Origin of the sequence: Ornithinimicrobium pratense (assembly GCF_008843165.1) — a bacterium.
In the GTDB taxonomy this organism is placed as follows: Bacteria; Actinomycetota; Actinomycetes; order Actinomycetales; family Dermatophilaceae; genus Ornithinicoccus; species Ornithinicoccus pratensis.
This window is the reverse complement of sequence record NZ_CP044427.1, coordinates 1454224-1479884: the sequence shown is the minus strand read 5'-3', so window position 1 is coordinate 1479884 and position 25661 is coordinate 1454224. Positions and strand designations below refer to the sequence as shown.

The 25661-nt window shown below is 68.7% G+C and carries 25 protein-coding genes and 2 pseudogenes; 10 read left to right on the top strand and 17 right to left on the bottom strand.

All coding sequences use genetic code 11. From position 1 onward, the window contains the following. Nucleotides 1-291: 291 nt before the first annotated feature. Entirely contained in the window at nucleotides 292-633 is a 342-nt protein-coding gene (locus FY030_RS06675) for a hypothetical protein (RefSeq protein ID WP_158060827.1), read from the bottom strand. On the opposite strand from FY030_RS06675, the pseudogene FY030_RS17305 reads away from it, so the two are divergent. Continuing rightward, nucleotides 544-1251: pseudogene (locus tag FY030_RS17305) on the top strand (copper resistance D family protein); the annotation flags it as partial. The gene FY030_RS06675 and the pseudogene FY030_RS17305 overlap by 90 nt on opposite strands. Before the next feature lie 31 nt (nucleotides 1252-1282). Then, nucleotides 1283-1891 carry a cytochrome c oxidase assembly protein gene (locus FY030_RS06665; RefSeq protein WP_192498753.1) on the top strand — a complete coding sequence of 203 codons (609 nt, stop codon included), beginning with the start codon at nucleotides 1283-1285 and terminating at the stop codon, nucleotides 1889-1891. Here FY030_RS06665 and FY030_RS06660 read toward each other — a convergent pair. The 4 genes from FY030_RS06660 to FY030_RS06645 are packed head-to-tail and all read right to left on the bottom strand — an operon-like array spanning nucleotide 1812 to nucleotide 4686. Continuing rightward, on the bottom strand, nucleotides 1812-2753 hold the full coding sequence (locus tag FY030_RS06660; RefSeq protein ID WP_158060825.1) for an ABC transporter ATP-binding protein: 942 nt from the start codon (nucleotides 2751-2753) through the stop codon (nucleotides 1812-1814). The two genes, FY030_RS06665 and FY030_RS06660, sit on opposite strands and share 80 nt — an antisense overlap. Nucleotides 2754-2807: 54 nt before the next feature. Continuing rightward, complete coding sequence (locus FY030_RS06655; protein ID WP_158060824.1) at nucleotides 2808-3305, bottom strand: CinA family protein; 498 nt, start codon at nucleotides 3303-3305, stop codon at nucleotides 2808-2810. Nucleotides 3306-3309: 4 nt separating this feature from the next. Then, on the bottom strand, nucleotides 3310-4200 hold the full coding sequence (locus tag FY030_RS06650; RefSeq protein WP_158060823.1) for a cytochrome c oxidase assembly protein: 891 nt from the start codon (nucleotides 4198-4200) through the stop codon (nucleotides 3310-3312). 6 nt (nucleotides 4201-4206) lie between these two features. Beyond that, the gene (locus tag FY030_RS06645; protein ID WP_158060822.1) at nucleotides 4207-4686 is read right to left on the bottom strand and encodes a DUF2243 domain-containing protein; all 480 of its coding nucleotides are present in this window, start codon (nucleotides 4684-4686) and stop codon (nucleotides 4207-4209) included. A 174-nt stretch (nucleotides 4687-4860) separates the two neighbouring features. Here FY030_RS06645 and FY030_RS06640 point away from each other — a divergent pair, with 174 nt between their 5' ends. The 4 genes and pseudogenes from FY030_RS06640 to FY030_RS06625 all read left to right on the top strand — a co-directional run bounded on the left by FY030_RS06640 (nucleotide 4861) and on the right by FY030_RS06625 (nucleotide 8431). Next, nucleotides 4861-5742, top strand: coding sequence for a manganese catalase (locus tag FY030_RS06640; protein WP_158060821.1), 882 nt, complete (start codon nucleotides 4861-4863; stop codon nucleotides 5740-5742). 220 nt (nucleotides 5743-5962) lie between these two features. Further along, nucleotides 5963-6322: a cupin domain-containing protein gene (locus FY030_RS06635; RefSeq protein WP_158060820.1), complete on the top strand. Its 360-nt coding sequence runs from the start codon at nucleotides 5963-5965 to the stop codon at nucleotides 6320-6322. A gap of 188 nt (nucleotides 6323-6510) precedes the next feature. Next, nucleotides 6511-7541 (top strand): annotated as a pseudogene (locus FY030_RS17300) (ScyD/ScyE family protein). A 29-nt stretch (nucleotides 7542-7570) separates the two neighbouring features. Next, nucleotides 7571-8431, top strand: a complete 861-nt coding sequence (locus FY030_RS06625; RefSeq protein WP_158060818.1) for a hypothetical protein — start codon at nucleotides 7571-7573, stop codon at nucleotides 8429-8431. 55 nt (nucleotides 8432-8486) lie between these two features. Here FY030_RS06625 and FY030_RS06620 read toward each other — a convergent pair whose 3' ends face one another. The 10 genes from FY030_RS06620 to FY030_RS06575 all read right to left on the bottom strand — a co-directional run bounded on the left by FY030_RS06620 (nucleotide 8487) and on the right by FY030_RS06575 (nucleotide 19967). Next, the gene (locus tag FY030_RS06620; RefSeq protein WP_202879776.1) at nucleotides 8487-9455 is read right to left on the bottom strand and encodes an alpha/beta hydrolase; all 969 of its coding nucleotides are present in this window, start codon (nucleotides 9453-9455) and stop codon (nucleotides 8487-8489) included. After that, nucleotides 9452-10468, bottom strand: coding sequence for a LacI family DNA-binding transcriptional regulator (locus tag FY030_RS06615; protein WP_158060817.1), 1017 nt, complete (start codon nucleotides 10466-10468; stop codon nucleotides 9452-9454). The genes FY030_RS06620 and FY030_RS06615 overlap by 4 nt, the downstream gene beginning before the upstream one ends. Nucleotides 10469-10490: 22 nt before the next feature. Continuing rightward, nucleotides 10491-11993, bottom strand: a complete 1503-nt coding sequence (panF, locus tag FY030_RS06610; RefSeq protein ID WP_158060816.1) for a sodium/pantothenate symporter — start codon at nucleotides 11991-11993, stop codon at nucleotides 10491-10493. Further along, on the bottom strand, nucleotides 11990-12331 hold the full coding sequence (locus FY030_RS06605; protein ID WP_158060815.1) for a DUF997 family protein: 342 nt from the start codon (nucleotides 12329-12331) through the stop codon (nucleotides 11990-11992). Before FY030_RS06605 ends, panF begins: the two co-directional genes overlap by 4 nt. A 14-nt stretch (nucleotides 12332-12345) precedes the next feature. Next, the gene (locus tag FY030_RS06600) at nucleotides 12346-13419 is read right to left on the bottom strand and encodes an alanine racemase (RefSeq protein WP_337692491.1); all 1074 of its coding nucleotides are present in this window, start codon (nucleotides 13417-13419) and stop codon (nucleotides 12346-12348) included. Further along, a complete protein-coding gene (locus FY030_RS06595) occupies nucleotides 13416-14999 on the bottom strand; it encodes an N-acyl-D-amino-acid deacylase family protein (RefSeq protein WP_158060814.1) in 1584 nt (527 codons plus the stop codon). The genes FY030_RS06600 and FY030_RS06595 overlap by 4 nt, the downstream gene beginning before the upstream one ends. Continuing rightward, nucleotides 14996-15949 carry a nitrilase-related carbon-nitrogen hydrolase gene (locus FY030_RS06590; RefSeq protein WP_202879775.1) on the bottom strand — a complete coding sequence of 318 codons (954 nt, stop codon included), beginning with the start codon at nucleotides 15947-15949 and terminating at the stop codon, nucleotides 14996-14998. The genes FY030_RS06595 and FY030_RS06590 overlap by 4 nt, the downstream gene beginning before the upstream one ends. A gap of 194 nt (nucleotides 15950-16143) precedes the next feature. After that, nucleotides 16144-17457 (bottom strand): anaerobic C4-dicarboxylate transporter, encoded by a 1314-nt coding sequence (locus tag FY030_RS06585; RefSeq protein ID WP_158060813.1) that lies wholly within the window; start codon nucleotides 17455-17457, stop codon nucleotides 16144-16146. Beyond that, a complete protein-coding gene (aspA, locus tag FY030_RS06580; protein WP_158060812.1) occupies nucleotides 17454-18887 on the bottom strand; it encodes an aspartate ammonia-lyase in 1434 nt (477 codons plus the stop codon). The genes FY030_RS06585 and aspA overlap by 4 nt, the downstream gene beginning before the upstream one ends. 582 nt (nucleotides 18888-19469) lie before the next feature. Beyond that, complete coding sequence (locus tag FY030_RS06575; protein WP_158060811.1) at nucleotides 19470-19967, bottom strand: SRPBCC family protein; 498 nt, start codon at nucleotides 19965-19967, stop codon at nucleotides 19470-19472. A 98-nt stretch (nucleotides 19968-20065) separates the two neighbouring features. Between FY030_RS06575 and FY030_RS06570 the strand changes: the two genes are divergently transcribed. From FY030_RS06570 to FY030_RS06555, 4 genes are all read left to right on the top strand, one after another. Continuing rightward, nucleotides 20066-20800, top strand: coding sequence for a GyrI-like domain-containing protein (locus tag FY030_RS06570; protein WP_337692490.1), 735 nt, complete (start codon nucleotides 20066-20068; stop codon nucleotides 20798-20800). A gap of 415 nt (nucleotides 20801-21215) precedes the next feature. Then, nucleotides 21216-21527 (top strand): hypothetical protein, encoded by a 312-nt coding sequence (locus tag FY030_RS06565; protein ID WP_158060809.1) that lies wholly within the window; start codon nucleotides 21216-21218, stop codon nucleotides 21525-21527. A 146-nt stretch (nucleotides 21528-21673) separates the two neighbouring features. Next, nucleotides 21674-22405, top strand: a complete 732-nt coding sequence (locus FY030_RS06560) for a VOC family protein (RefSeq protein WP_158060808.1) — start codon at nucleotides 21674-21676, stop codon at nucleotides 22403-22405. Nucleotides 22406-22615: 210 nt separating this feature from the next. Further along, nucleotides 22616-23434, top strand: a complete 819-nt coding sequence (locus FY030_RS06555) for an alpha/beta fold hydrolase (RefSeq protein WP_238348593.1) — start codon at nucleotides 22616-22618, stop codon at nucleotides 23432-23434. 113 nt (nucleotides 23435-23547) lie between these two features. Here the strand turns inward: FY030_RS06555 and FY030_RS06550 are convergent, their stop codons facing one another. Next, the gene (locus FY030_RS06550) at nucleotides 23548-23946 is read right to left on the bottom strand and encodes a pyridoxamine 5'-phosphate oxidase family protein (protein WP_158060806.1); all 399 of its coding nucleotides are present in this window, start codon (nucleotides 23944-23946) and stop codon (nucleotides 23548-23550) included. A gap of 1025 nt (nucleotides 23947-24971) precedes the next feature. Further along, the gene (locus FY030_RS06545; protein WP_158060805.1) at nucleotides 24972-25652 is read right to left on the bottom strand and encodes a hypothetical protein; all 681 of its coding nucleotides are present in this window, start codon (nucleotides 25650-25652) and stop codon (nucleotides 24972-24974) included. Between the last annotated feature and the right edge of the window lie 9 nt (nucleotides 25653-25661).

The following is a 25661-nucleotide window of genomic DNA, read 5'->3' as shown; positions in this document are numbered from 1 at the left end:
CACTTGGCCTGGGCCGCCGTCCTGGCACTGCTGGGCCCGCTCCTGGTGGCGGTCTGGGCTACTGGGGCCACCGCCCCGCCCGTCCTGGGCGACCCCGGGCCGGTCGTCCGCTGGGGCCTGCCGGTCGTCACCGCCCTGTCCCGGGCCGCTGCGGCATTGACCATTGGGGCCCTCGTCCTGTGCCTCACGGTCGTCCCGGCGACAGGGGCCCACGCCCCCACCTGGGCCAGGTTGCGCAACCTGGCGACCTGCGCCGCGGCAGCCTGGGCGCTACTCCTGGGAGGCCAGCTGCTACTCACCTTCCTCGACGTGATGGGTGGCTGGCCAGACCACGACCTCCTGACCCACCTCACGACCTTCCTCGACCTCAGCAGCGGTCGGGCGCTGGCCGTCGCCACGCTCTCCACCGGCCTGGTCGCGGTCTGCGTGCTCGTGGCCCGGGGCCCGGGCGAGACCATCGTCGCTCTTCTGCTCTCGGCCTTCGGGCTGCTGCAGCTGGCCGGGCTGGGGCACGCTGGCGGCTCCCAGGGGCACGGGACCGCGTTGCTCGGTCTGTGGCTGCACACCGGCGCCGCCTGCGTCTGGGTCGGGGGTCTGACCGCGCTCGTCCTGATCCTGGCCCGAAGCCGCCACGCCGACCAGCTGGCCCCGTGGACGGCGCGCTACTCCACCCTTGCCCTGTGGTCCTACGCCGTCCTGACCTTCTCTGGCGTGGTCAGCCTGATCGTCCGCATCGGCGGCCCAGCCGACCTCTTCACCTCCGGCTGGGGGCTGATCGTGGTCACCAAGGTGGTCCTCCTCGGCTGGCTAGGGGTCGTGGGGGCGGCGCACCGGCGGCTGACCTTGCCGCCGCTGGAGCGCGGACAGCCGCATGCCTTTCGGCGTCTGGCAGCCGGGGAGGCCCTGCTCATGGCCGCGGTGATGGGCCTGTCGGTCGCCCTGGCCCGGACCGACCCGCCCCATCCGACGGGGGTGCCTGCCACCGAGGCAGTGGTCGAACTCACCGGGTATGCCGCTCCCCCGGCCCCCAGCATCCTGACCTACCTGACGCAGGTGCGCATCGAGCCGGTCACGCTGCTGCTGGCCGGGTCCGCTCTGGTCGTCTACCTGCGCTGGGTGCACCGCCTCCGGGCCCGCGGCGACGCCTGGCCGGTGCACCGCACGGTCAGCGCCGTCGTCGGAGTGGTCGGTTTTACCTGGGCCACCAACGGCGGCCTGGCGGTCTACGGTTCGGTGCAGTTCAGCGCCCACATGGCCCAGCAAGCACCTGCTCCTTCTGACCGTGCTGCCGATCGCGTACACGCTGGCGGCGCCGGCCACCCTGGCGCTGCGGGCGCTGCCCCGCCGAGGGGACGGTTCCCACGGCCCCCGCGAGTGGCTGCTCGCGCTGCTGCACAGCACCGTGGGCCGGGTGCTGGCCACCCCGCTCGTCGCCGCCGTGCACGTCGTCGCCTCGATGGCGTTGCTCTACCTCACCCCGCTGCACGGGCTGGTCCTGACCAGCGACGTGGCGCACCTGCTCATGGTGCTCTACCTCTCGCTCGCCGGATACCTGTTCACCAATGCGCTCATCGGCACCGACCCCGGGCCCCGCCGGCCGCATCACGGCATCCGCCTGGTGCTGCTGCTGCCCTCGATGCTCCTTTACACCTTCTTCGGCTCGGCGCTGATGAGCAGCAAGATGATCTTGGAGCCCGGCTACTACGCCCGGCTGGCGCTGCCCTGGCTGCAGGACCCACTGGCCGACCAGCAGGTCGGCGGGGCGCTGGTGTGGGCCATGGGCGAGGTCCCGGCGATGGGGCTGGCGCTACTCATCGCCCTGCGGTGGTCCCTGCCCCTCCCTCCGTCGGTACGTCGTCCTGCGGGGGCAACCGGTCACCGTACTGGGTGAGGAAGAGCTCCTCCAGGGTCGGCGGGTGCGCCTGCAAGGACCGGATCCCCAGCCCAGACAGGAGGCGCATCGCCTCGTCCAGGTGGTCGGTGTCGACCTTGAAGCTCACCCGGTCCCCCACCTGCTCCAAGTCGCTGACCCCGGTGAGGCGCTCCAGACCCTCGACCGGTCGGCCGGTCTCGGCGATGACCGTGGTGCTGGTCAGGTGCCGCAGGTCGGCCAGGGATCCGCTCTGCACGGTTCGCCCTGCACGGATGATGCTCACCCGATCGCACAGCGCCTCCACCTCGGCCAGGATGTGGCTGCTGAGCAGGACCGTGCGGCCCTCGTCCTTGGCCCTGAGGATCCAATGCTGGAAGACCTCTTCCATGAGCGGGTCCAGCCCGGCGGTGGGCTCGTCCAGCAGGAGCAGCTCGACGTCGGAGGCCAGTGCGGCGACGAGCGCCACCTTCTGCCTGTTCCCCTTGGAGTAGGTGCGGCCCTTCTTGGCCGGGTCCAGTTCGAAGTCGTCGAGCAGCTGGGCACGGCGTCCCTCGTCCAGCCCGCCCCGGAGCCGACCGATCAGGTCGATCACCTCACCCCCGGACAGCCCGGGCCACAGGGACACGTCCCCCGGGACGTAGGCGAGTCGCCGGTGCAGCGCGGCGGCGTCCGCCCACGCGTCTCCGCCGAGGAGGCTGACCCGGCCCGAGTCGTGACGGAGCAGGCCGAGCAGCACCCGGATCGTGGTCGACTTGCCCGACCCGTTGGGCCCCAGGAACCCGTGCACCTCTCCCTCGACGACCCCTAGGTCCAGGCCGTCCAGGGCCTTGGCCTCGCCGAACGACTTGTGCAGGTCCTCGATGCGGATGGGGTCGCCCATACCCGCCATCATGGCCCACCCGCTCGGCCCGGCGGCTCCTCTGGGCTGCGCGCCTCAGCTCGCCTGCGTGTCCCCCTCCTGCGCCTGCCCCTGCCTGAGCGCATGGAGCAGCAGCTCCAGCGCCTGTTCGGTCGCCTGCTCGACGACCTCGTTCGGGGAGCCCTCGAGCTCCACCCGACGGCAGTCGGTATACCCGGGCGCGACGACACCGAGGTAGACCGTGCCGGGCTCCTCCCCCTCCTCGGGGTCGGGACCGCCGACACCGGTGGTGGCGACGGCAGCCTGCGACTCCAGCACCCGGGCGACCCCCGCCGCCAGCTCGTCCGCGCACTGCGCGGTCACCACGGGCCCCGGGGTGACACCGAGGACGTGCTGCTTGATGCGAGGAGAGTAGGCCACGACGCCGCCGTGGTACCAGTCGCTCGCCCCGGATGCGGCGGCGAGCGCCGAGGAGACGGCCCCGCCGGTCAGCGATTCCGCGGCGGCGATCCAGAGTCCTTTGGAGCTCGCGAGGTCGGCGATCTGTTCGGCCAAGTCAGCACTTCGAGTCATCGCGTCATCGTAGGTCTGCCCCGTCGGGCCCGCTCGCCAGCCTCACCTGCCCACCCATCCTCGCACCACCGCGCCGGTTCATCCCGCCGCCGGAGCCGCGGCCGGTCCGGCCCGGCCCGGCGTGTCGCATGCGTGGCGCCGAGCGTGCATACCACCCGGCCAGCACCACGGTGGCCAGCAGCAGCTCGGCCACGTCGCCGCCGTAGTACATGAGCATCGCGGCAGCCTCGGCCCGGTCGACCGGGCCGTGCCCGCCGGGTGGCCAGTGCCCGGCGCGGGCATAGAGCAGCTTGGCCAGCACGGCGTGGCTGGCGGCCGAGGCGAGCAGGGCGCCCAGCCGGACCGGCAGGCCCGGCCGTCTCGGCGCGGGGTCGGGCCCGGCCACCGCCCAGGTGAACAGGGCGCCGGCAGCCACCAGGTGCACGAGGACGAGGTGGTGCACGACCGTATTCTCGGCGGTCAAGGCGTACAGCGGGGTGCCGTAGAGCACCCACAGGCCACCGGCCGACAGAACGGTCGCCGTGGCCGGGTGGCTGAGCAGGTGGACTGGCCGGGTGCGCAGCAGGCCGGTCACCCGCTGGGCTGTCCGGGTCTTCGTGGCGCCCAGGACGAGGGTCACTGGTGCCGCCAGGATCAGGCCGAGGGGGGCGTACATCCCCACCAGCAGGTGCTGGACCATGTGCGCGACGGGGTCGTGGTGGGCCAACGCGGACAGGGCGGGCGAGAGCCCCGCCGCAAGCACGACCAGGCCGGTCATCCAAGAGGCGGTGCGCCACCGGCTCCACGCCCTGCCCCTGCGCTGAGCCCACCGGCGGGCCATACCCAGATACGCGATCCCTACCAGGATCATCAGGAGCAGCACCCGCACCTCGGCGGCGAGGTCGACGATCTCCACGACCGGTCAGGAAGAGGTGGCGGGGGTCCGTGGACGCCGGCCGCCGGTGAGTGCCACGGCGGCACCTGCGGCCAGCAGGAGGATGGCCGAGCCGATCCAGGTCGCGTCGTAGACGAGCAGGTCGACGACGTCAGCACGGATCTGGTGCAGCCGGAGGACCTTGTGGACGACCACCCCGTCGAACAACTGGAACCCGCCGGCGCCGAGGAGGAAACCCGCCCACGCCTTGCGGGTCTGCAGCGCGTCGCGCCGGCGCAGGTCGGCGAGCAGGAAGAAGCCGGCGACGAGCAGGAGCAGCTCAAAGGCGTGCAGCAGCCCGTCGGAGAGCAGGCCGACCCGCGTGGTGGACCGGTCGTAGAAGTGGTGCCAGGCCAGCATCTGGTGGAAGACGATCTCGTCCACGGCCGCCATCACGGCGACTCCGATGACCGCTCCCACCAGGAGGGACCGGCGCGGGTCGACACCGACCGGGCGTGTACGGACCATCACAGCACCGTATGAGGCTCGCGCCTGCCGCGCACGGCCAACGATGGGTCATCGTTTCACGTTGCCGGAACGGGTCGGGGCTCCTACTTTCAGAGGACGGGATCGTCATGGTCACCGTCGGCGCGAGGAGTCTCCCGGCGCGCTGTCCCCCTTCCGTCTCAAGGAGTCCCCGGCATGTTCTTCCATCGCCAAGAGCTGCAGTTCAAGGCCACCCCGGACAAGCCCGACGCCGTCTTCGCCCGCAAGCTGCAGGAGGTGCTCGGCGGGCAGTACGGCGAGATCACCGTCGCGATGCAGTACGGCTTCCAGTCGTGGAACAGCCACCTGCCCGGCAAGTACCGCGACATGCTCTTTGGCATCGGCGCGGAGGAGATGGGGCACGTCGAGATGCTGGCGACGATGATCGCCCAGCTGCTCGAGGACGCCCCGCTCGGCATCACCAAGGATGCCGTCCAAGCCGACCCGACCGTGGCCGCGGTGATGGGTGGCATGGACGTGCAGCACGCCATCGTGGCTGGCGCCGGCGCCCGCCCGGTGGACAGCAACGGCAACCCCTGGAGCGGTGCCTACATCACCGCCAGCGGCAACCTGATGGCGGACTTCCACGCCAACGCCAACGCCGAGATGCAGGGCCGCGTGCAAGTGGCCCGGCTCTACCACATGACCGACGACTCAGGCGTGCGCGACCTGCTCGCCTTCCTGCTGGCGCGCGACACCATGCACCAGAACCAGTGGCTGCGCGCGATCGAACAGCTCAAGGAGGACGGCCTGGAGCAGCTGCCGGTCCCGAGCAACTTCCCGCAGAAGAAGGAGGTGACGGAGGTGTCCTACCAGTACCTCAACTTCTCCGACGGCGCCGCGGCCGGTGACGGTCCCTGGGCCTCCGGGCCGACCCCGGACGGCAACGGCGAGTTCAGCTACCACGAGGGCCCGACCACCTCTGCACCCATGCCGCCGCCCACCCGCCCCGACTCGCGACTGTTCGGCACGACCGACGTGCCGAACCGCGTGGAGAAGATGGCCAGCGCCGTGCAGGACAAGTTGCACAAGGAGTGAAGCTCCCCGCCCGGTGGGCACAGGTGCGCCCCTGACGGGTATGCCGTGCCGCGCCCTCAAGAAGGCGGCTGGTAGGACAGAGCGATGAGACCCGCGGAAGGAGCCCTTGGCCACGGCTCCTTCCGCGAGCGGCTCTCGCTGCCCCAGCCTTCTGCGTCGGGTGATGGCTCCGGAGGGTTGTCACCGGGTAGTTCACCGCTGTCGTCGCTAGGGTGCTGGTATGACCTCGCCCACCGCACCGCACGACCTGAGCGCCGCCGCCGACACCATCCTGCAGACCGCGCTGCAGAGCGAGCACGGCAGGCATGCCGAGCTGCTGGTCCTGGACGGCCACCTGCGCCAGACGGTCATCGCCCTGACATCCGGCTCCCGGCTCTCGGACCACAACGCACCACCGGCGGCCACGATCCAGGTGCTGCGGGGCGCGATCGAGGTCACCACCGACTCGGGATCCAGCGCTCGTCTCTCCCAAGGGCAGCTGGACCAGCTGACCAAGGAGCGTCACGGCGTCATGGCAATGGAGGACAGCGTCTTCCTGCTCACCACCGTGACCGGGGTGGAAGAGGGCAGTCACGGCTGACCCCCGGGCAAGCCTGCATGGGGCGCCCTTAAAGCGGTCTTGAGAGCCGCCGAAAAGCGTAGACACCCACCGGGGGGGGAGCCAGCAGTCTGGCTCTCGTCGTCACCCTGGCCGCGGCTCCGGCCCAGGCTCGATCCCAGGACCCAGAGGTCATCGCCTCGGGTCTTGTCGGTCCCCTCTCGCTCGACGTGGGCAAGGGCAAAGACCTCTACGTCACGCAGAACTTCATGGGCGTACTGTCGAAGATCACCCAGCGGGGCGGGGTGGAGACGGTCACCTCGCTCACCAACCCAGAGACCCAGTCTCTCGGCGGGGTCGCCCACCACCGGGGCGCGACCTACCACCTCGAGGCGGACTTCGGCGGCGAGATGCCGGCGAGCCACGTCGTCAAGATCGACAAGCGCGGCGAGCGCTCGGTCGTCAGCGGCAACTTCTGGGAGCACGAGATGACCAACAACCCCGACGCCGGCACCCGCTACGGCTTCGTCGGGCTGCGGGGCAGTTGCGCCGCACAGCTGGCGGAGTTCGAGGCGGCCTTCCCGGAGGAACTGCAGGGCACGCCGTTCCTCCAGGAGTACACCGGGATCGTCGAGTCCAACGCCTACCAGTTGACCGTGGCCGAGGACGGCACCATCTACGTCGCGGACGCGGCGGCGAACGCGATCCTGAAGATGAACCGCCAAGGCGACATCTCCGCGGTCGCCGTGCTGCCGGCCTCCACTGTGCAGTTCACCGCCGAGCTGGAGGAGGGCTACCAGGCGCGGCTAGAGGGATTCGTCGCGGACACCGGCATCGAGATGAACACCGACGTCCCCGATTGCGTGGTGGGCAAGACGTTCACCCCGAGTCGGTGCCGACGGACGTGCAGATCGGGCACAAGGGCTACCTCTACGTCCCGACGCTTCAAGGCCAGGCCGGAGAGATCCTGCCGTTGAGCAAGGTCTACCGGGTCAACGCCAAGTCCGGCTCGACCAAGGTGGTCGCCGACGGGATGCACGGCGCGACCGGGCTGGCCATCGCCCCCAACGGGCGGCTCTTCGTGGCCGAGCTCTTCGGCAACAAGGTCTCGGTTATCAAGGACAAGGGTCGCGTGCGCACCGTGTTCGAGGCCGAATTCCCCGCCGACGTAGCCGTGAACGGGCCCTGGCTGTATGCCACGACGGGTGTCTTCGGGGAGAGTGGCTCGGTGGTGAAGTACCCCTACCCCAAGCGTCGCTGATTTCCGCATGCCCCACCGGGGGGTGAGCGATGCTCGCCACCCGGCGGCCTGCGTCCGGGCACACCCCGGAGAAACGATGCTCTGGAGACCGCCACGGGGAAGAGCAGGCGGTTGGGCGCGACCTGGCCGATTGGTGGTGCCGTTATCGTGACGTCGTGACCACCCCCCGCTCTTCGCAAGGGCCTGACGACGCCTCACGTTCCTCCCGCTCCGGAGAACTCACCGACCAGGCGCCTGCGGAGGCCAGGGACCTCAAGGAAACTGCCTTGGGAAGAGGGAGCGAAGAAGAACTCAACGAGGTCCAGGAGCGGTGGGAGAACCGGTTGGCCTGGCCGGTGCTGATCGCTGCGATCGTTTCGGTGCCCGCAGTCTTCTTGACCCTCTTGGACGAGCCCTTCGAGATGATCGGGCACATAGGCCTGTGGCTCGTCACGGCGGTGCTGGTTTTCGAGACCGCCGTGCTGTTTCTCGTCTCGCCCCAGAAGATCGGCTGGCTCCGCCGCAACTGGTGGCTCGTCGGGCTGACAGGCGCGGGGGTCCTGGCAGTCGTCTTCAGCATCGGGCCCCTTCAGCTGTTCCGCGTGCTGCGAAGTGTGGGAGCCCTGCGAGTGCTGCGTGCCAAGCAGATGGCCAAGGCAGGTGAGTCGCTAGGAAAGAAGGGCCAATCCCGATGGCACCAAATGTCGGGCAAGGTCTTGGCCACACTGGTGGTGGGGGCCTTCGTCGTCATAGCCATGGTCGACCCCGACTCAGAGGCACGGGTCTTCCTGGAGGACTTGGTGGGTGAGGGCGGCGCGATCGCTGCCGCAGTAGGATCCGGTCTCCTCACCGTGATCGGCATGTACTTCTTGGTTCGTAGTCCCCAGGACCAGGGAGAAGACAGCGAGTGATCGGTCGAGCAGCCGGCAAGGCACCCCAAGGGCGGCCAGTTCCGCAGGCGCCAGCTCACGGTCTGGACCAGCCGGCCCCTCGTCGAGGACCGTCGGACACAGCCTCCTCGAACGCTTTCCGAAGCCGAGAGGCGGCATAACGCTGGGCGTCGCGGGCGGCGTCGAGCCGGGCCCCGTAGAGGACGAAGGGATGAAACATACCCTTATACCGGCGCAGCTCGACGGGCACCTGTGCCCGGGACAGCAGGTCCGCGTAAGCCTCGCCCTCGTCGCGCAACGGGTCGCATTCCGCGGTGACGATCGTTGCGGGCGGCAGTCCGGCTAGGTCCCGCGCTGCGAGCGGCGAGAGGCGGGGGTCGTCGAGGGCTGGCTCGGGGCAGTACTGCTCGTAGTACCACTCCATGTCACGTCGGCTCAAGGGCGTGCCGCTGGCGAACTCCTCGTAGCTGGGCCACCGGGCCAGGCGCGCGTCGAGGGCCGGGATCAGCAGCAACTGGTGGGCGAGCTCCACCTCGGCAGCAAGTTGCTGCGCGGCCGCCGCTGCCAGGCTTCCGCCGGCGCTGTCCCCTCCCACCGCCAGTCGCCGCCGGTCCACCTGAAGCTGCGGTGCTTGCTCTGCCACCGCCGCCACCGCGGCCACGGCGTCCTGGAGCGCGACTGGGAACCGGTGCTCGGGCGGTTGCCGATAGTCCACCGAGATCACCGTGCAGACGGTGTCATGGGCGAGGTTGCGGCAGATCGAGTCGTGGGTGTCGAGGTCGCCGAGCGCCCACCCACCGCCGTGGAAATACACCAGGGCGGCACTGACGCCCGGGCCTGAACGGTAGATCCGCGCAGGGATGTCTCCTACCGGCGTCGCGAGGGCGCAATCGCGAACCTCTGGCAGCTCCGGCCCCGGGGCGAAGAGCCTCGCCGCTTCCCGGAGGCTGCGGCGGTTGTCCTCGACCGACTGGGTATGCCGCTCTGGACGCGGCGGCGCGCTCGCCAGGAGTGCGGCGGCCTCGGGGGCCAGCGGCAGGGTCATCTTTCATCCTCTCCTCCGCACGTCGAGGCTCGGGCCATGAGCCGGGGCACCGGGATCTCCACCCGCTCCTCTCGACCCTCCAGCCACGCGATCGTCTCGATCGCAATCGCGCGCCCCAGCGCCTGGAAGTCCCACGATACGGACGTCAGGGGCACAGACAGATGCGCTGACAACTCGAGATCGTTATAACCGACGACGCCGAGATCGGCACCGATCTCCAGGCCTCGCTCCCGGGCGATGCCGTAGACGCCCAGAGCGATCAGGTCGTGCCCGGTGACGATCGCCGCCGGCAGCCGCCGCTCCAGGATCGAGACTGCGGCCTGCCGTCCGCTGCTCACCTCGAATGTGGACGCCAGCACGAGGTCGTCGTCGACATGGCCGCCGAGGCGGCGGTACTCCTGGAGGAATCCCGCTACCCGGTCACGAGTGGTGCTGGCGTGCTCTGGGCCGGTGATCACCGCAGCGTCCAGATACCCTCGGTCCACGAGGTGGCGGGCCACGAGCCGGCCGCCCTCCTCGTCATCCGGGTGCAGGCGGTGAGGTGTCGCGCCCCAGCGGACGATCGGGATGCAGGGGGTCCCGGCGAACCTCGGCAGGTCCTCGATCCCATGGCGCGCGTCCGCGTAGAGGATCGCGTCCACGCCCCACTGACGCATGTGCGCCATCCTCGCGGTGCGGACCGCAGGGTCGTCGAAGGTGTTTGCGACGAAGGTCATGTATCCCCTCTCGACCGCCGCGGTGTCCAGACCCTCATAGATCGAGCCGACCACGAACTCAGAGGTATGGGGCACGAGGACCCCCAGGGAGCGAGAGCGTCCCGTCCGCAGGGACGCGCCCACCCGGTTCGGCAGGTAGCCCATCCGCTCGGCGGCCTCTCGGACGCGCACCGCGGTCGCCGCCGCGACGGTGGCGCGGACGTGCGGGTCCGGGCTCAACGCCCGGGAGGCCGTCGAGGGGTGCACCCCCAGACTCCGGGCCAACGTGGCCAGCGTCGGGGGGTCTTCGTCGCTCATGACAAACCGTAGCGCCGTCCGCTCAGCCGACGGGCTGGCGCTCCCTGGCAGACAGCTCGTCGATGGCGTCCTGCGTTCCCCAGAACTTGACCAAGACCCGGCGGCTCGGGCGGGGCCCGAGGTAGCCGGCCAGCAGGTAGAGCACCACGGAGCAGACGGTGGCCATCAGGACCGGCATCATTCCGAGGGCAAGAGCGGGCACGAAGTTCGCCGCGAGCAGATAGTAGGTCATGCCGCCCAGGAGGGACAGCATCGCTCCGAGGGCATTGCCGCGCTTCCAGTACAGGCCGAGGACGAGGGGTACGAACAGGCCCGCCTCCAGCCCACCGATGGCGAAGTTGATGACGTGCTGGAGGAAGTCGGGCGGACGCAGGGCCAGCACCAACACCAGCGCACCAATCCCCAGACTCGCCCACGTGCCAGCCCGGGACTGCATCTGGTCTGTCATGCGGGGGTTGACGAAACCGCCCCACAAGTCCCGGACAATCGCCGCAGAGACCACCAGAATCATCGAGTCGACGGTGGACATCACGGCAGCCAGCGGCGCCGCGAGCATGGCCCCTGCGAGGGGTCCGGGCAGATGCTCAATGATGAGAGTGGGCAGCACCAAGTCAGCCAGGTCCGCATCCGGATAGAGCAGGCGGCCGATCAAACCCATCGCACCAAACCCGAGGGTGAAAATTGCCATGATCGCCGGACCGACCCACAGCGCCTTGTGCAGGGCCGCGGAGTCGCGATAAGACATCGCCCGGACCGCCACGTGCGGCAGCGCCGCCAGCAGCAGGCCGAACATCACTGCATAAGAGATCATCATCGGCAGATCGAAACCGCTGGAACCGGGCAGCACGAGGAGCTCAGGGTCGAGCTCGCGCTGGCCGGCCTCGACCTCGGTCATCCCGCCGACCGCGGTGAGCACGACGACCCACAGCGCCACACCGCCCAGCAGCATGACGATGCCCTGCGCCGCGTCGGTAAACGCCGCCGCCAGGAAGCCACCGAATGCGGTGTAGAGAGCAACCACCCCGGCGAATACCACGACCAGAATCCAATAGTCGATGCCGGTGATGGACTCCAGCACCCGGGCGCCACCGACGAACTGCGCGACCATATAAGCCACCAGGAAGATCACCATGCACGTGGCGGTCAGGAAGGTGACCGCACCACTCTCGTACCGCTCCTTGAAGAAGTCGGTGAAGGTGATCATGCGCAGCTTGCGGGCGACGATCGCGTACTTCTTGCCGACCAGGCCAAGGGCGAGGATGCCTGCCGGCACTTGCATCATGGCACCCCACACCCAGCCGTAACCCTCCGCGTAGGCGAGCCCCGACGTCCCGATGAATGTGCCGGCGCTGGCGGCTGAGGCCAACACGGTGAAGATCAGGACCCAAGGGCCCAGGCTTCGACCGCCCAGGTAGTAGCCGCTGGTCTTGTCCTCGCCGGCCCGGTTTCGGGTGTAGGCGTAGTAGGCGATCGGGACCATCGCCGCGAAGAGGAACAGGATGGGTATGGCGACGTCCCACCTCATGAGGGAACCTCTGTTTCAGAACCGTGCCCGTAGCGCGGTCGCGGCTCCAGGTCAACGTCGGTGAAGGCCAGCCGCACCATCAGGTAGGGCACGACCGTGGCGAAGACGGCCGTCACGCCGATAGCCGACCAGAAGAACCAGTCGGGAAAACCGAGGACGAAGCCGATCTCGGAGGAGTCACGGTTGCCCAGGAGCCAGGCAACGGTGACGGAGCAGGCGGTGTAGACCACCCAGTAGGTCAGGCACATCAGCGCCTCGCGCTGGGAGATCCGGTAGCGCGGATCCTCCTCGAAGTCCTCCGCCGTGGCGGAGGACGAGGCAGAATGACTGGACATCATGATCCTTCCTGGGACTATCGGTTCCGGCCCCGGGCGTCGACCGGCCAGGGAGACAACTGCCTGCCGTCCGTGACGGGCAGGAGTTGGTCGACGAGGTTGACCGCGGTGCAGACGTGGTTGGGGACGACCCGGACCACCTCGCCGTGGGACAGGTCGGCACCGTCAGGCAGGGCGATGACGGCGTGGTGCTCGCTGAGCTGCACCACTCGGGCGGCCGCGTGGTCGAGCAGTCGGCCAAAACCGGTCGCGTAGGGCGCGCGGTCTGACCCCAGCACCTTGCTGCCCGCGTCAAGCACGGCATACCCTGCCCGGCGGCTGACCACACGGGCGTATGCGGTGAGCGCCACCTCGGAGGGGTCCACGGTCCCGAGTTCCCACTGCTGGGCGTCGTTGAAGACGTAGACGCCCGGGCGGGCCTCGGTCACCACCGAGGAGTGCGTTGAGCCGACCGACGGGGTAGAACCGCCGCTCACCTCGACCCCGTCCTGCCCAGTCGCGGCCCGCAACGACGTGGCCGCAGCCCGCAACGCATCCGCCTCATCCTGGGCCGCGACCTGCCCGCCGCCGGGGGCGTAACTGTGCCCGGGAAAGGTGAAGACGCCACGGACCGTCAACCCATGGCGCACCGCGAGCTCGGCGATGCGACCGACGTCATCCGGCCGTGAACCGCTGCGGTGGTGGCCGGAGTCGACCTCGATCATGAGTTCGACCCGGCGGTCCAGCGTGGCGGCGAGGTGCTGGACGGCCTCCACGGAGTCGGTGCCGATCGCGATCCTGCCCGCGTCACTCAGCCGCGATAGCGAGGCCAGCTGGGCCGCGTCGGGCCAGAGCGGATAGGCGACGAACAGGTCGTCGCACACGGTGGCGAAGACCTCCGCCTCTCCGACAGTGGCGACGGTGAGCCCGCTGGCCCCGGCCGCCAGTTGCTCGCGCCCAACCTGCAATGACTTGTGCGTCTTGACGTGCGGCCGCACGCGTATCCCGAGCTCGGAGAGACGGCGGTGCAGGGAGGCGATGTTGCGGCGCAGGACGTCAACGTCCACGACCAAGGACGGAGTGGGGACGTCGGGCGCCAGGATCGGGATCACGCGGCGACCAGCCTTCTGCCACGTCGGGCCCCGAGCCACCGCCCGTCACGCACGACCACCTGCCCCTCCTGGAGGACGAGACCCATGCCTGCAGGACGGGCGGTGGGATCCTCATAGGTGGCTCGGTCCGTCACCGCCTCGGCGTCGAACGTGACGAGGTCGGCCATCGCGCCGCGCCGCACCCGGCCGCGGTCCTGCAGCCCGAAGATGTCGGCGGGTAGGGACGACATCCTGCGGACGGCCTCCTCGAGGGTGAGAAGCCGCTCCTGCCGAACGTAGTGGCCGAGCACCCGGGGGAAGGTGCCGAACGTCCGCGGGTGCGGACGGCCGCCGGTGCCGGGGGGAAGGCCGTCGGAGCCGATGGTGGTCATGGGGTCGGCGAGCACCGTGCGCACATCGTCCTCGCGCATCATGTGCATCACCATTGTCGCCTGCAACTCCTCCTCCAGGAGGATCTGGGCCAGCGCGGCGAACGGTGAGCAGCCCAGATGCTCCGCGATGGCTGCCAGTGAGCGGCCCTCGTAGCGGTGGGAGCGGGTGCTCGAGACGATGATCTTGTCCCAGCCCGTCGCGGCGACCATGTTCTCGTAGGACCTGTCGTGCTCGATGTCGCGCTCGGCCCGGCGACGGGCATCCGGCGAGGCAAGCCGGGCCAGCACCGCGGGTCCGCCGCCGTCGTGGAACCAGGGCGGCAGCGCCGCGGTCAGCATGGTGCTGCCAGCCGTATAGGGGTAGGCGTCCTGGCTCACGAGCTCCCCGCGGGCGCGGGCACGTTCCAGAGCGGTCAGGGCATCGGGCATCCGGCCCCACTGCTCGCGGTCGGCGATCTTGAGGTGGGAGACGTGCAGCCGGCACCGTGAAGCTGCGGCGGTGAGTGACTCCTCGATGCTGTCCAGCACGCGCGTCGTCTCGCTGCGCATGTGCGTGGCATACACGCGGTCCTGCCCGAGCACCTGGGTGAGCACGCCGAGCTCGGTCGGGGCGGAGAACAGGCCGGGCGGGTAGATGAGCCCGCTGGACAAGCCAAAGGCGCCGTCCTCCAGGGCGGTCTCGAGCAGCTGCACCATTCGGCGCAGCTCGGGGCGTTCGGCCGGCCGACCGTCTGCGCCCATCGCCGCGATGCGCACAATGTTGTGCCCGACCAGCGCGGCCTGGTGGGTGATGCGGCCGCCCGCGTCGGCCCGCTGCAGCATCTCCCCCATGCCGGTCCAGTCGAGCTCCGTGGGCGGGAAGATCCTGTTGAGCAGGGTCTGCGCCGCGTCCCGATGGACGCTCTCCAGGGGCGCGAGGCTGAAGCCGCAGTTGCCGGTGACCTCCGTCGTGACGCCTTGCTCGATCTTCGAGACGTCGTCCTCGGCCAGGAACGGGGCGTTGTCTGCGTGGGAGTGGGTGTCGATGAAACCGGGAGCCACCACCTGGCCAGAGCAGTCCAGCCGGACGGCGTCATCGGGCATCACCTGGCCCGGTGGGAGCACGTCGGCTACGCGGCCGTCCCGCACGAGGACGTCGGCCGGGCGGGCGGGCGCGCCCGTACCGTCCACGACGGTGCCGCCGACGAGGGCGACCGAGGTGGCGCTCATGAGCGTCCCGCCAGCGTCTCGACGACTGGTTCTCCGTGGCCGGTGCGCTCGACGATCAGGCCGTAGTGCTCAGGTCGCCGGTGCAGCGCGAAGTTGAATAGCTCGGCGCGGTAGGGCTCGGCGACCCGGGGGTCGTAGGTGCCGACGACTAGCTCGTCCCCGTCACCGGCTGCGACCGACACCACGTCACCGCCAGGCGTCACCACGCAGGACCCGCCAATGAGACGCTGCCCGTCCTCAAAGCCGGACTTGCCCGCGGCCAGCACCCAGAGCGAGTTCTGGTAGGCGCCGGCCCGCACGGACAGCAGGTGCTCCTCCATCATCCGGTGCGGCTCCGGCGCCATGCCCGGGACGCCGCCGACGGGGGTGTTGTAGCCGATGGCGACGAGGTCGGCACCTTGCAGGGCCAGCACCCGGTAGGTTTCGGCCCACCGTCGGTCATTGCACGTCGCCAGCCCCACCTTGAGACCGGCCAGCTCCACCACGGGGAACCCCTCTTCGCCCACCTCGAAGTAGTACTTCTCCAAGTGCTGGTGGGCGAGTTGACGCTCCTCCACGTGACCGGGCAAGTGGACCTTGCGGTAGTACCCCGCGATGCTCCCATCGGTGTCGACCGCGATCACGGTGTTGAACCGACGGCCCGCCGGGGTCATCTCGGCATACCCCAGGACGAAGCCAACGCCGAGCTCCCGCGCTCGGTCGAAAAGCGGCGCAGTCTCTGGGCTCGGCATCTCCCGCTCGTAGAAACCGTCCGCGTCATCGAGCCGGGGCAGCCAGTAGCGCGGGAAGAAAGTCGTGAGGGTGAGCTCGGGAAAGACTACGAGCCGGCACCCGCGGGAGGCTGCCCGCTCAAGAAGGACAAGGAGCCGGCCCACGACACTCGTCCGGCTCTCGGCCGGCTGGACTCCCCCCACCTGAGCGACCCCGACGACCGTCTGCTGCTGAACCACGATTCACTCTTTCGCCGCGCTGCAATCGATTGCGAGCGATTAAAGCGTCCACATCTGCGCGTGTCAAGAGGGGCGGGGCACCGCGCACCCGAACAGCACCGGGCCTGCGCAGGAGCACCCCAGCCCCTGCGCAGGCCATCCCAGCGACAATGCAGTCCTGGGCAGCACGCCTGTGGCGACGAGTCGCCATCACCTCAAAGCACGACGCCGCCGATGAGGAACCCCAGGATCACCGCGAAGGTGATCGCCAGCACGCCCGGGAGCAAGAAGGGGTGGTTGAAGACGTACTTGCCGATCCGGGTGCTGCCTGTGTCATCCATCTCTACCGCCGCCAGCAGGGTCGGGTAGGTCGGGAGCACGAAGAGTGCCGAGACCGCTGGGAAGGCGGCCACTGCTGCGGCGGGGGCGACGCCGAGCAGCAGTGCGGTGGGCATGAGCGCCTTGGCGGTTGCCGCCTGCGAGTAGAGCAGGGCGGCGGCGAAGAAGAGCACCACCGCGAGCATCCACGGCTGGTCCTGAAGCACGCCGCCTGCGAAGCCCTCGATCGTCTCCCGGTGAGCGGTGACGAAAGTGGTGCCGAGCCAGGCAACGCCGAGCACGCAGATGCTGGCGCTCATACCGGACTTGAAGGTGGGGGCGCCCAGGATGTCGCTGGGGTGCACCTTGCACAAGACCACGATCGCGGCAGCAATCGTCAACATGAAGGCGATGATCGCCTGGTCGCGGCCCATCACCGGCTCGGTGACGAGGCCGACCTTGTCTGAGATTGCCGTCGCGTACGACATCACTGCCAGCAGGCCGACCAGGAAAATCAGCACCGACGTCCGGGCCCCGCTGCGCAGCTGCGTGACCTGCTCCCCGCGCAGTCGGACCGCGCCGCGGGCCAACCGCTCCTGGTAGACGGGGTCGTGCTCGAGAGCACTGTGCGGGTTCATCCGGTCGATGGCCATCATCACGCCGGCGGTCAGCATGCAGGCCAAGAAGGTGGAGGGTATGGCGATCGCCAGGAGCTCGAGGTACCCGACCCCTTCCGGTTCCAGCACGGAGGCGAAGAAGACGACGGCCGCGGAGATCGGTGAGGCCGTGATGGCGATCTGTGAGGCGACGACGGCGACCGACAGCGGGCGGCTGGGTCGGATGTTGTTCTCCTTGGCCACCTCGGTGATGACCGGCATGGTGGAGAAGGCGGTGTGCCCTGTGCCGGCCATGAAGGTCATCAGGTAGGTGATGACCGGGGCCAGGAAGGTGAGGTGCTTGGGGTTGCGGCGCAGGATCTTCTCGGCGAGGCCGACGAGGTAGTCCATGCCGCCAGCCATCTGCATCGCCGCGATGGCGCAGATCACCGACATGATGATCGAGATGACGTCCAGCGGCATGTCGCCCGGTGTCACCCCGAGAGCCGCGAGGACCAGCACCCCCAGTCCGCCGGCGAAGCCGATGGCGATCCCACCCAGGCGGGCTCCCAGGAAGATGGCGCCGAGGACGACCAGAAGGTGCAGCCAGATCATCGCGCCGCTTCCGAGTCATCGATCTGGGCGACGGTCAGTGGCTGCATGAGGTTCTGGATGGACAGGACCTGGTCGAGCTGCTCGGCATCCATCAGGCCACGCTCCAGGACCAGCTCGCGCACGCCGCGACCCGTCCGGGCGGCCTCCTTCCCGATCTCGTCACCGGCCGCGTGGCCGATGTAGTCGTTGAGGTACGTGATGATCCCGATCGAGTTCGTGACGTAGGCCAGGCAGACGTCCTCGTTGGCCGTGATGCCCTCCACGCAGCCCTGCCGTAGAACATCGCAGGCGTTGCGCAGCAGGGTGATCGACTCGAAGAGTGCCTGCGCGATGACGGGCTCCATGACGTTGAGCTGGAGCTGCCCAGCCTCCGCGCCCCACCCGACACACACGTCGTTGCCGAAGACCTTGAAGCACACCTGGTTGACGACCTCGGGGATGACCGGGTTGACCTTGGCCGGCATGATCGAGGAGCCGGCCTGCCGCTCCGGCAGGTTGATCTCGTTCAACCCGGCCCGCGGCCCCGACGAGAGCAGCCGCAGGTCGTTGCAGATCTTGGACAGCTTGACCGCGACCCGCTTCAGCGCCGCGTGCGTCATCACGTAGGCACCCGTGTCGCTGGTGGCCTCGATGAGGTTGGGCGCCGGCACGCAGGGTCGTCCGCTGAAGGAGGAGAGATGGCCGACGGCCAGCGCGGCATACCCGGGCGGGGTGTTGATCCCGGTGCCGATCGCGGTGGCACCCAGGTTCATCTCGAGCAGCAGGCCGCGGGCGGTCTCCAGGTGGCGCTGCTCCTCCCCCAAGGTCACCGCGAAGGCGGTGAACTCCTGGCCGAGCGTCATCGGCACAGCGTCCTGGAGCTGGGTGCGGCCCATCTTCAGCACGTGCGAGAACTCTTGCCCCTTGGTGGCGAAGGCGCTCTCCAACGCGGTGAGGGACCCCTCCAGCTCACCGAGGAGCGAGTCGACAGCGAGGCGGAAGCCGCAGGGGTAGGCGTCATTCGTGGATTGGCTGCGGTTGACGTGGTCGTTGGGGTTGACGATGTCGTAGCGGCCCTTCTCCTCCCCCAGGTGCTCGAGGGCGAGGTTGGCGAGGACCTCGTTGGTGTTCATGTTGACCGACGTCCCGGCCCCGCCCTGGAAGACGTCGATGGGGAACTGGTCGAGGCAGCGACCCTCCTGCAGCACCTGGTCGCACGCCCAGACGATCGCGTCGGCGATCCGGGCGTCCACGGCACCGAGGGCGGCATTGGCGACCGCGGCCGCCTTCTTGACCGTCACCATGCCCCGGATCATCTGCGGCACGTCGCTGATGGTCGCCCCCGAGATCGGGAAGTTCCGCACCGCTCGCACCGTATGGATGCCGTAGTACGCGTCCTTCGGCACCTCTATGGTGCCCAGCAGGTCGTGCTCGGTGCGGGTCGCGGACATGGGTGACCTCTACTCTCTTCGAATGTGGGCGACAAAATAGTCACCACGACACAGTGTAGTAGTTGCACGTCGTAGGGCACGCCCCGGGCTCGTGATCAAACCGTCCTCAGGCGCGGCGAGGAGCGCGTCCCAAGGGGTCGTCAGGCCGAGGTCGAACAGCACGACGAACGCGCCCGCGAGCCAGGTGGTGATCGGACCGGTCGCCCAGGTCGGCCTCACCGACCTGGCGGTCGCACAGTTCGTCAACTTTGGCGACCACTCAGAAGAGTCCAAGGCAAAGGCACCCGGCACCAACGATGGATAGCAAACTGATCGTTACCCACCCGCGTACATCCTCTGTCATCCCGTCCTGCACGCCCAGGGCTATCAGCGCCGGACCGACCACCTCGCCTCCTAGCAGGAGCACCAGGCCGCAAGCGACCAGACCAGCGGCAGGCTTCACCCCCGGCTCCCCCACTGGGTCGATCTGCCTGCCAGACCTCGGATCCGAAACCATCCCTCCTGATCCAGGGCACCGGCGCGTTCCCGCCTCATGCTCGACAGCAAGGCCACTGCCGACGACTGCGACTCACTCCCGCATGGTCAGGGGTTGACTCGGCGCTCTGCGCGCACGGCGGGCAGGGCACGCCTCAACAGACGGACCCAGAGGGACCAGCGGGCTGTGGCCACGCCTTCGGCCCGGTCGAGGAGGTCTTCGAGCACAGCATCGTGAAGCGGGCCCACGACCAAGACCCATTGCACGTATTGCCACAGCGGGACCTCCAGCTCGAGCTCGTGGACGAGCACAGATCCATACGAACGGGGACGGACAACGAAACGATGTTCGCCATGCCAGCGAGAGGATCCGAGGATTGAGACGAATTCGAAGAACACACACCCTCGGGCACGCGCAGTGCACTGGTACCGAACCGGGCCGTGCCCGCCTTTGGCGCCAGCAGCGACTGGCCGGTCGAGGCGCATGGGAAACCACAGATGGCGTGGCCACAGGGCGTCGGTGTCGCTCCCCAGGCCGCCAAGCAGGGTGTCCACCTCGTCTGCCGTGGCGGTCAGGTGACGCCGATGCGTGTTGCGGATCTTCATGCCCCCAGCATCCCAGCGGCGCGACTGCCCCCGTCGTCCCACGTCCGCCTCTGTCGCGAGTCGTGCGAGTGTCACGCGCCGCTGATTGAATGGCGAGTGTGACGGCGAAGGTCGACTTCAAGAAGTCTCTCGACTCGTATCGAGCCCGAGCGGGCGAGTTCCGCATCGTGGAGATGCGACCACTTCGGTACCTGATGGTCGACGGACATGGGAATCCGAACACTGTCCAGGAGTACACAGACGCGCTCGCTGCGCTCTACCCGGTCGCCTACCAGCTCAAGTTTGCCAGCAAGCATGAGTTAGGTCAGGACTACGTGGTCCCGCCGCTGGAAGCGCTGTGGTGGGCATCCGACATGGAAGCGTTCACCTCGGCTCGCGACAAGGCTCAGTGGGAGTGGACGGTCATGCTCATGATTCCCGACTGGATCACGCCTTCGATGTTCGACGCCGCGCTAGCGAAGGTCGCGGCCAAGGACCGGCCCGTCAGTCTTGAAAAGCTACGCGACGAAGTGCTCGACGAGGGAACATCGGTCCAGACCCTGCACCTCGGCCCCTACGACGATGAGGCCACGACGCTGACCGAGCTACATCACGAGTTCATCCCGAGCCACGGTCTGCGCATGACGGGCAAACATCACGAGATCTATCTCAGTGATCCGCGGCGCGTGATCCCGTCTAAGTTGCGGACAATCCTGCGCCAGCCCGTAAAGCCGGTTGCCGGAACGCACGCAATCGCCGGGGAGCAGGCCGCAGGATCAGGTCGCGCGGCTCGCGCAAGCCCTGCCCACGCAGTTCCGCTCGCAGGACATCAGCGGTCTCGGTGTCGTGGTTGAGGTCCGCTCAAAAGGGCTCCCGAGCCTGCGTCGCCCAGGGTGGGTCCTGCGGGGGCCGACTGCGGGCACTGGGCGGGCCTACCGCAGCACTAACAGCGAGCTGGCGACCGAGACCCAACATTCTGTACTGGCACAACCCCCAGCCACAGTGGCGAGTCTTGACGCCCGATCGGCTCACTGGCGGGGCAGCACTACGGGTGACCGGAAAGAGATCCTGGGCGCCACGGCCAACCCCCGAGACCAAACGCCACCTCCTCGGCAGTGAGTAACGCCATCTTCAGCTTGGCGGGCAGAGCGCGGCAGTTAGCCGCCCCGCAGACGCCCCCGCGCTGCAGATTCTCTGCCGCTGCGGGACGGCGCCGCCGACGGCGCCCTCACCGGCTATCTGCACGTCTGTGACGAGCACATCGACGGAGTGACGCTGTACACGCAGGAGAACGAGGTCGAGGCTGGGTCCTGGATCTCCCCGGAACCACTCCAGGGCGCCGCCCAATGGCGACTCGACTCATCTCCAGAGTGGGTCGACTCCGGCGAAGCCGTCACGCTTATCGAGGGCAAGACGTACTCGATGTACGGATGGACCGACGACAACTCCGCCTCCACAGACCACGTCACCTTCACCCAGGCCGACCTAGACCAGCTACGCCCGGGGCAGGTGAGGTGGGGTGATCCTGGCAGGGTCACGACCCTGCAGGAGTTCGCCAGCCAAGCCTGCGCCGCCCACTGACGGCGCACGGCCGCTGGTAGCTTGCGTAGGGTGCGGCCACCCCGCGTGAGGCTGCCGGGGCCCTTCAACTCGGGGCCGTCAGACGGTGCGAACGTTTGCGAACGTTGTAGAGGCGTTCTGTCCCTGCCGGGGGCTACGGTCGTAGCATGCGTCTGGAGAACATCGTCATGCAGGCCTGCGACCCGCAGGCCACCGGCCGCTTCTGGTCCGCGGCGCTTGACCTGGTCGACACGAGTCCCGCCGGCCCGGACGACTACGAGGGCCGGCTGTGGTTCGGTGAGGCGGCGTGGCTGGACGTGTGCATCGAGCGCGTCACCGAGCCACCGCCTCCAGGCTGGCGGCTGCACCTTGACCTGCGTGGCGGACCGCAGCGGGACCAGGTCGTGGAGCGGCTGATCGGCCTGGGCGCCACCCGCGCCGACATCGGCCAAGGCGAGGTCCCCTGGGTGGTGCTCGCCGACCCCGACGGCAACGTCTTCTGCGTCATGGAGGAGCGCGCCGCCTACCGCGACACCGGCCCGATCGCCGCCCTTCCGCTCGACAGCGCCGACCCAGCTCGCGACGCCGAGCTCTACGCCGCCCTCACCGGCTGGGTGCGCACCCAGGGCGTCGGGCCAACCACCCTGCGTCACCCGAGCATGCGCGGCCCCCTCCTCGAGCTGTGCCCCCAGCCGGCGCCCAAGGCCCGCCAGAACCGCACCCACCTCGACGTCCGGCCGACAACGGGTGGACCCAACCAACAAGGCCTCGTCGAGCTCGCCCTCTCCCTCGGCGCGACACTCGCGACGGACGACTGGGCGCAGGGCCACCCGTGGATCGTCATGCGCGACCTCTCCGGCAACGAGTTCTGCGTCCTCTCCGATGAGGACCTGTCCTAGGGTCCCGTCGGCCGGGGACAGATCACACAGCCGAGCGGGTATCCAGCTGGCGAGCCGATGCACCCCAGCACGATGACGTCCGGTCCGGGCCGACCGGCCTCGATCATCTAGAAATACTGCTCTGCGTGCCGGGTGCCATCAACCGAGGGTGGACACGATCGCGCGGCCGTGAGCCCCGATAGTCCCACGGGAAGAGGGCAAAACCGTGGGGTGCGCCTGTGGTTCGCGGCTCATAACATTCCACCCATGGTGTTGAATCACGTCCGGCGCGGCAGCGGCAGCCCATTGCTGCTCATACACGGTCTCGGTGCGGGCTGGCGGTCATGGACCCCGATCCTCGACGGTCTGGCCGCGGAACGGGAGGTCATCGCCGTGGATCTGCCCGGCTTCGGCCAGACCCCATCGTTGACCGGCGATGTCTCGATCGCGAGCCTGACCGACTCGGTCGCGGAGTTCATCCACGAGCAGGGGCTCGGCAAGGTCTCCACCGCCGGGCAGTCCATGGGCGGACGGATAGTGCTCGAGCTCGCCCGCCGCGGGATCGGCGGAGACACCGTCGCTCTTGATCCGGGCGGTTTCTGGACCGACCGCGAACTCGCCCTCTTCGGCGCCACGCTGCGGCCCTCCATCAAGCTCGTCGGGGCGCTGCGCGCGGTGCTGCCCGCGATGCTGGGCAATCCGGTCACCCGAACATCGCTACTGGCGCAGTTCTCCGCCAGGCCCTGGGCGCTCTCAGCCCAAACTGTGCTGCCGGACCTGCGCGGGCTGGCGGAGGCACCGGCCACCGGACCCGCCATGGACGCACTGACCAAGGGCCCAAAACAGGCAGGCGCCCCAGCCGGCACCCTGCCGGGCCGGGCCACCATCGGCTGGGGTCGCCGCGACCTGGTGACCCTGCCCAGACAGGCCCCGCGTGCCGTAGCGGCCTTCCCGGACGCGGTGCTGCACTGGTTCGAGCGCTGTGGACACTTCCCCCAATGGGACGCACCGGATGACGCAGTCCGGCTCATCCTCGACAACACAGCCTGAGGGCATGACGGACCCGGCTGATGGATGGTCAAAACCTGCCCCCACTCGCAACCGCGCGGGTTCGAACGTGTCCTGGGGCGCAATCTTCGCCGGCCCTGCCCTCTCGGCTGGGCTCACTTTGGCTCGCCAGTCAGAAGCCATCGGCTGACTACGACCTCGATGAGCACCCGGTTGCCAAGGGAATGGGCGGGGTCCTCAACGGCCCACCCGTTGAACTTGTCTGCGAAGGCGCGGACAATCTTGTCGGGGAAGTCCGCGCGGTGGATGCGAGCAATCCCTTCGGCGACCACGGGGGCGTCGCCGTTTTCTAGCGCTAAGGAGGCCCTTGGGTCGGCGGACAGATTGCGTACCTTGATACTACGGCCGTCGCTTCCGACCCACCAGCTTTCCGCTTCGTATACGAACCACACTGGGGTGATGTGCGGGGAGCCGTCAGCGCGTAAGGTTCCTAGCCAAACATTGCGTTCAAGATGCAGGCGGCTCTCGACCTCGGGGGTCAGCGAGTATGTCATTCGCTTATTGGATCACGCGCCGTGGTGTCGCCGGCGTGCCCGCCTTGAGGCCAAGGTGCAGCCCCCACACTGTTGCCAGCCAACTGGGAGGGGCAGTGCCCGTTCACAGGGTGAGGGCTGTCGGCATGTCGATCCTCCGCAGCAGCGTCATACGTTCGTGGTTCGCCCGAGGTGCCCCGCGGGGTGATGATAGATGTGACACCAATGGCACCGCTACGTGCGGCTGGGCATAACCCTTGAGCCTCTCGCCGCCTTGGCGGTGACCGGACGGCACACACCAATTATCGCGGCTTGTTTAGGAGCCCAGCTTTGTGTGTGGGTTAGGCAGGTTGACGGACGATCGATCGCTTCCGCGCCGGCGAGCTGCTCTGCAGGTCGATCAGGTGATCTTCCAGTGCCCGCCGCGGCCAAGGAACTGTGGAAGTTCTGCAACCTGGGTTATGTCGAGGTGACTGCGTCCATGGTCTGCGGTAACCCTGCGGACGGTTGGCGGGAGCGGCCACTCCCCGGTGGATATCACGAGCACGTCTCTGCGCCGGTCGAGAGCTGATTTCTCAGCCGGATACTAGCGCCTTCGCCGCTGCCGCCCGGCCCGGAGTGGAACTGAGGCAACCCGGAAGGTGCGGTGGTCGTGGGAGGGACCTGGCGAGCATCGATGAGGCCCGACCGTGACTAGTGAGGGCGACGAGCGCTTCGCAGCCTTCGTGGACCGCGAGAGCGCCGAGCTGCTGCTCATCGGTTGGTACCTCACCTCAGATCCTGACGATGCTCGTGACCTGGTGCAGGAGCCGCGCTGTGGGCCGGCAGCTGGCTGCCCGACGCGGTGCATGACGCACCGCCCCGCGGTGTCAGGTATGTCCGAGCAGTGTCCGGACCTTGCCCCGATCGAGACCTTTTCGACGGTCGACGGTAGCGCTGGTCTCAACCTCGCTCGGGCTGGTCTTGCCGAGGGCTCGTTGGCGCCGGCGACGGTGGAGTGCGCCGCTTGTAGGTCCAGCCCTGCACGCCCTCGAGTTGGCCTTCGCTCATGAGGCGACTTCTGCACAGCCCGCCCGGACAGGCTCGGGGCCGCTGGCCGCAAGGGGTGCTTCCGAGCGCCACACCGCGACCGCAAGAACGACGGCTGCCAAGAGGAACGTCACGCCGAAGGCCATCCGCCCGGCCGGCGGAAGGTAGAACTGCGGCAGCATGAGGGCGACGGCCAGGCCCAGCGGCCACGCTGCCCAGGCCACCGGGCCAGGTGTTCGGGGACGGTGCTGCCATGCGAGTGCGACGGCGATGCCGGAGCCAGCCAGCAGGAGCAGGCCGAGGCCGAGCATCGTGAGCGCGACCGGTTGGTTGCGGATGGAGTCGACCAGATCGAGCGCTGATGTGTTCCCACTGAGCGCGGCCCGCCCTACGGCGTGGAGGCCGAAGGTCTCCGCGCCGTAGTAGGGCAGCACCAGCACGACGCCGAGCAGGCCGCTCCAGCGTGCCATCCGGGTGGCCGGCCGGTCGTCAAAATCCACAAGCCGCAGGGCGAGTAGGGCAAACGAAGCCAGAGCCAGGGCACCACAGACATGGGCCACTACCCAGTAGAGCGAGGCGAACGCCTCGGCGACTGCAGTCGAATCCTCCTGGGCGTCACCGTACGGACGCAGCAGCAGGTAGGCCGCCATCAGCACGCCGGTGGCGACCGTCGGGGCGAGCAGGTGGCGTGACGTCATACGGGCTCC

Coding starts and splice junctions, on each gene's coding strand:
- FY030_RS06660 (WP_158060825.1), bottom strand. CDS start 2,753: ATGGGCGACCCCATCCGCATCGAGGACCTGCACAAGTCGTTCGGCGAG.
- FY030_RS06655 (WP_158060824.1), bottom strand. CDS start 3,305: ATGACTCGAAGTGCTGACTTGGCCGAACAGATCGCCGACCTCGCGAGC.
- FY030_RS06645 (WP_158060822.1), bottom strand. CDS start 4,686: ATGGTCCGTACACGCCCGGTCGGTGTCGACCCGCGCCGGTCCCTCCTG.
- FY030_RS06640 (WP_158060821.1), top strand. CDS start 4,861: ATGTTCTTCCATCGCCAAGAGCTGCAGTTCAAGGCCACCCCGGACAAG.
- FY030_RS06635 (WP_158060820.1), top strand. CDS start 5,963: ATGACCTCGCCCACCGCACCGCACGACCTGAGCGCCGCCGCCGACACC.
- FY030_RS06625 (WP_158060818.1), top strand. CDS start 7,571: ATGCTCGCCACCCGGCGGCCTGCGTCCGGGCACACCCCGGAGAAACGA.
- FY030_RS06620 (WP_202879776.1), bottom strand. CDS start 9,455: ATGACCCTGCCGCTGGCCCCCGAGGCCGCCGCACTCCTGGCGAGCGCG.
- FY030_RS06615 (WP_158060817.1), bottom strand. CDS start 10,468: ATGAGCGACGAAGACCCCCCGACGCTGGCCACGTTGGCCCGGAGTCTG.
- panF (WP_158060816.1), bottom strand. CDS start 11,993: ATGAGGTGGGACGTCGCCATACCCATCCTGTTCCTCTTCGCGGCGATG.
- FY030_RS06605 (WP_158060815.1), bottom strand. CDS start 12,331: ATGATGTCCAGTCATTCTGCCTCGTCCTCCGCCACGGCGGAGGACTTC.
- FY030_RS06595 (WP_158060814.1), bottom strand. CDS start 14,999: ATGAGCGCCACCTCGGTCGCCCTCGTCGGCGGCACCGTCGTGGACGGT.
- FY030_RS06585 (WP_158060813.1), bottom strand. CDS start 17,457: ATGATCTGGCTGCACCTTCTGGTCGTCCTCGGCGCCATCTTCCTGGGA.
- aspA (WP_158060812.1), bottom strand. CDS start 18,887: ATGTCCGCGACCCGCACCGAGCACGACCTGCTGGGCACCATAGAGGTG.
- FY030_RS06575 (WP_158060811.1), bottom strand. CDS start 19,967: ATGAAGATCCGCAACACGCATCGGCGTCACCTGACCGCCACGGCAGAC.
- FY030_RS06560 (WP_158060808.1), top strand. CDS start 21,674: ATGCGTCTGGAGAACATCGTCATGCAGGCCTGCGACCCGCAGGCCACC.
- FY030_RS06550 (WP_158060806.1), bottom strand. CDS start 23,946: ATGACATACTCGCTGACCCCCGAGGTCGAGAGCCGCCTGCATCTTGAA.
- FY030_RS06545 (WP_158060805.1), bottom strand. CDS start 25,652: ATGACGTCACGCCACCTGCTCGCCCCGACGGTCGCCACCGGCGTGCTG.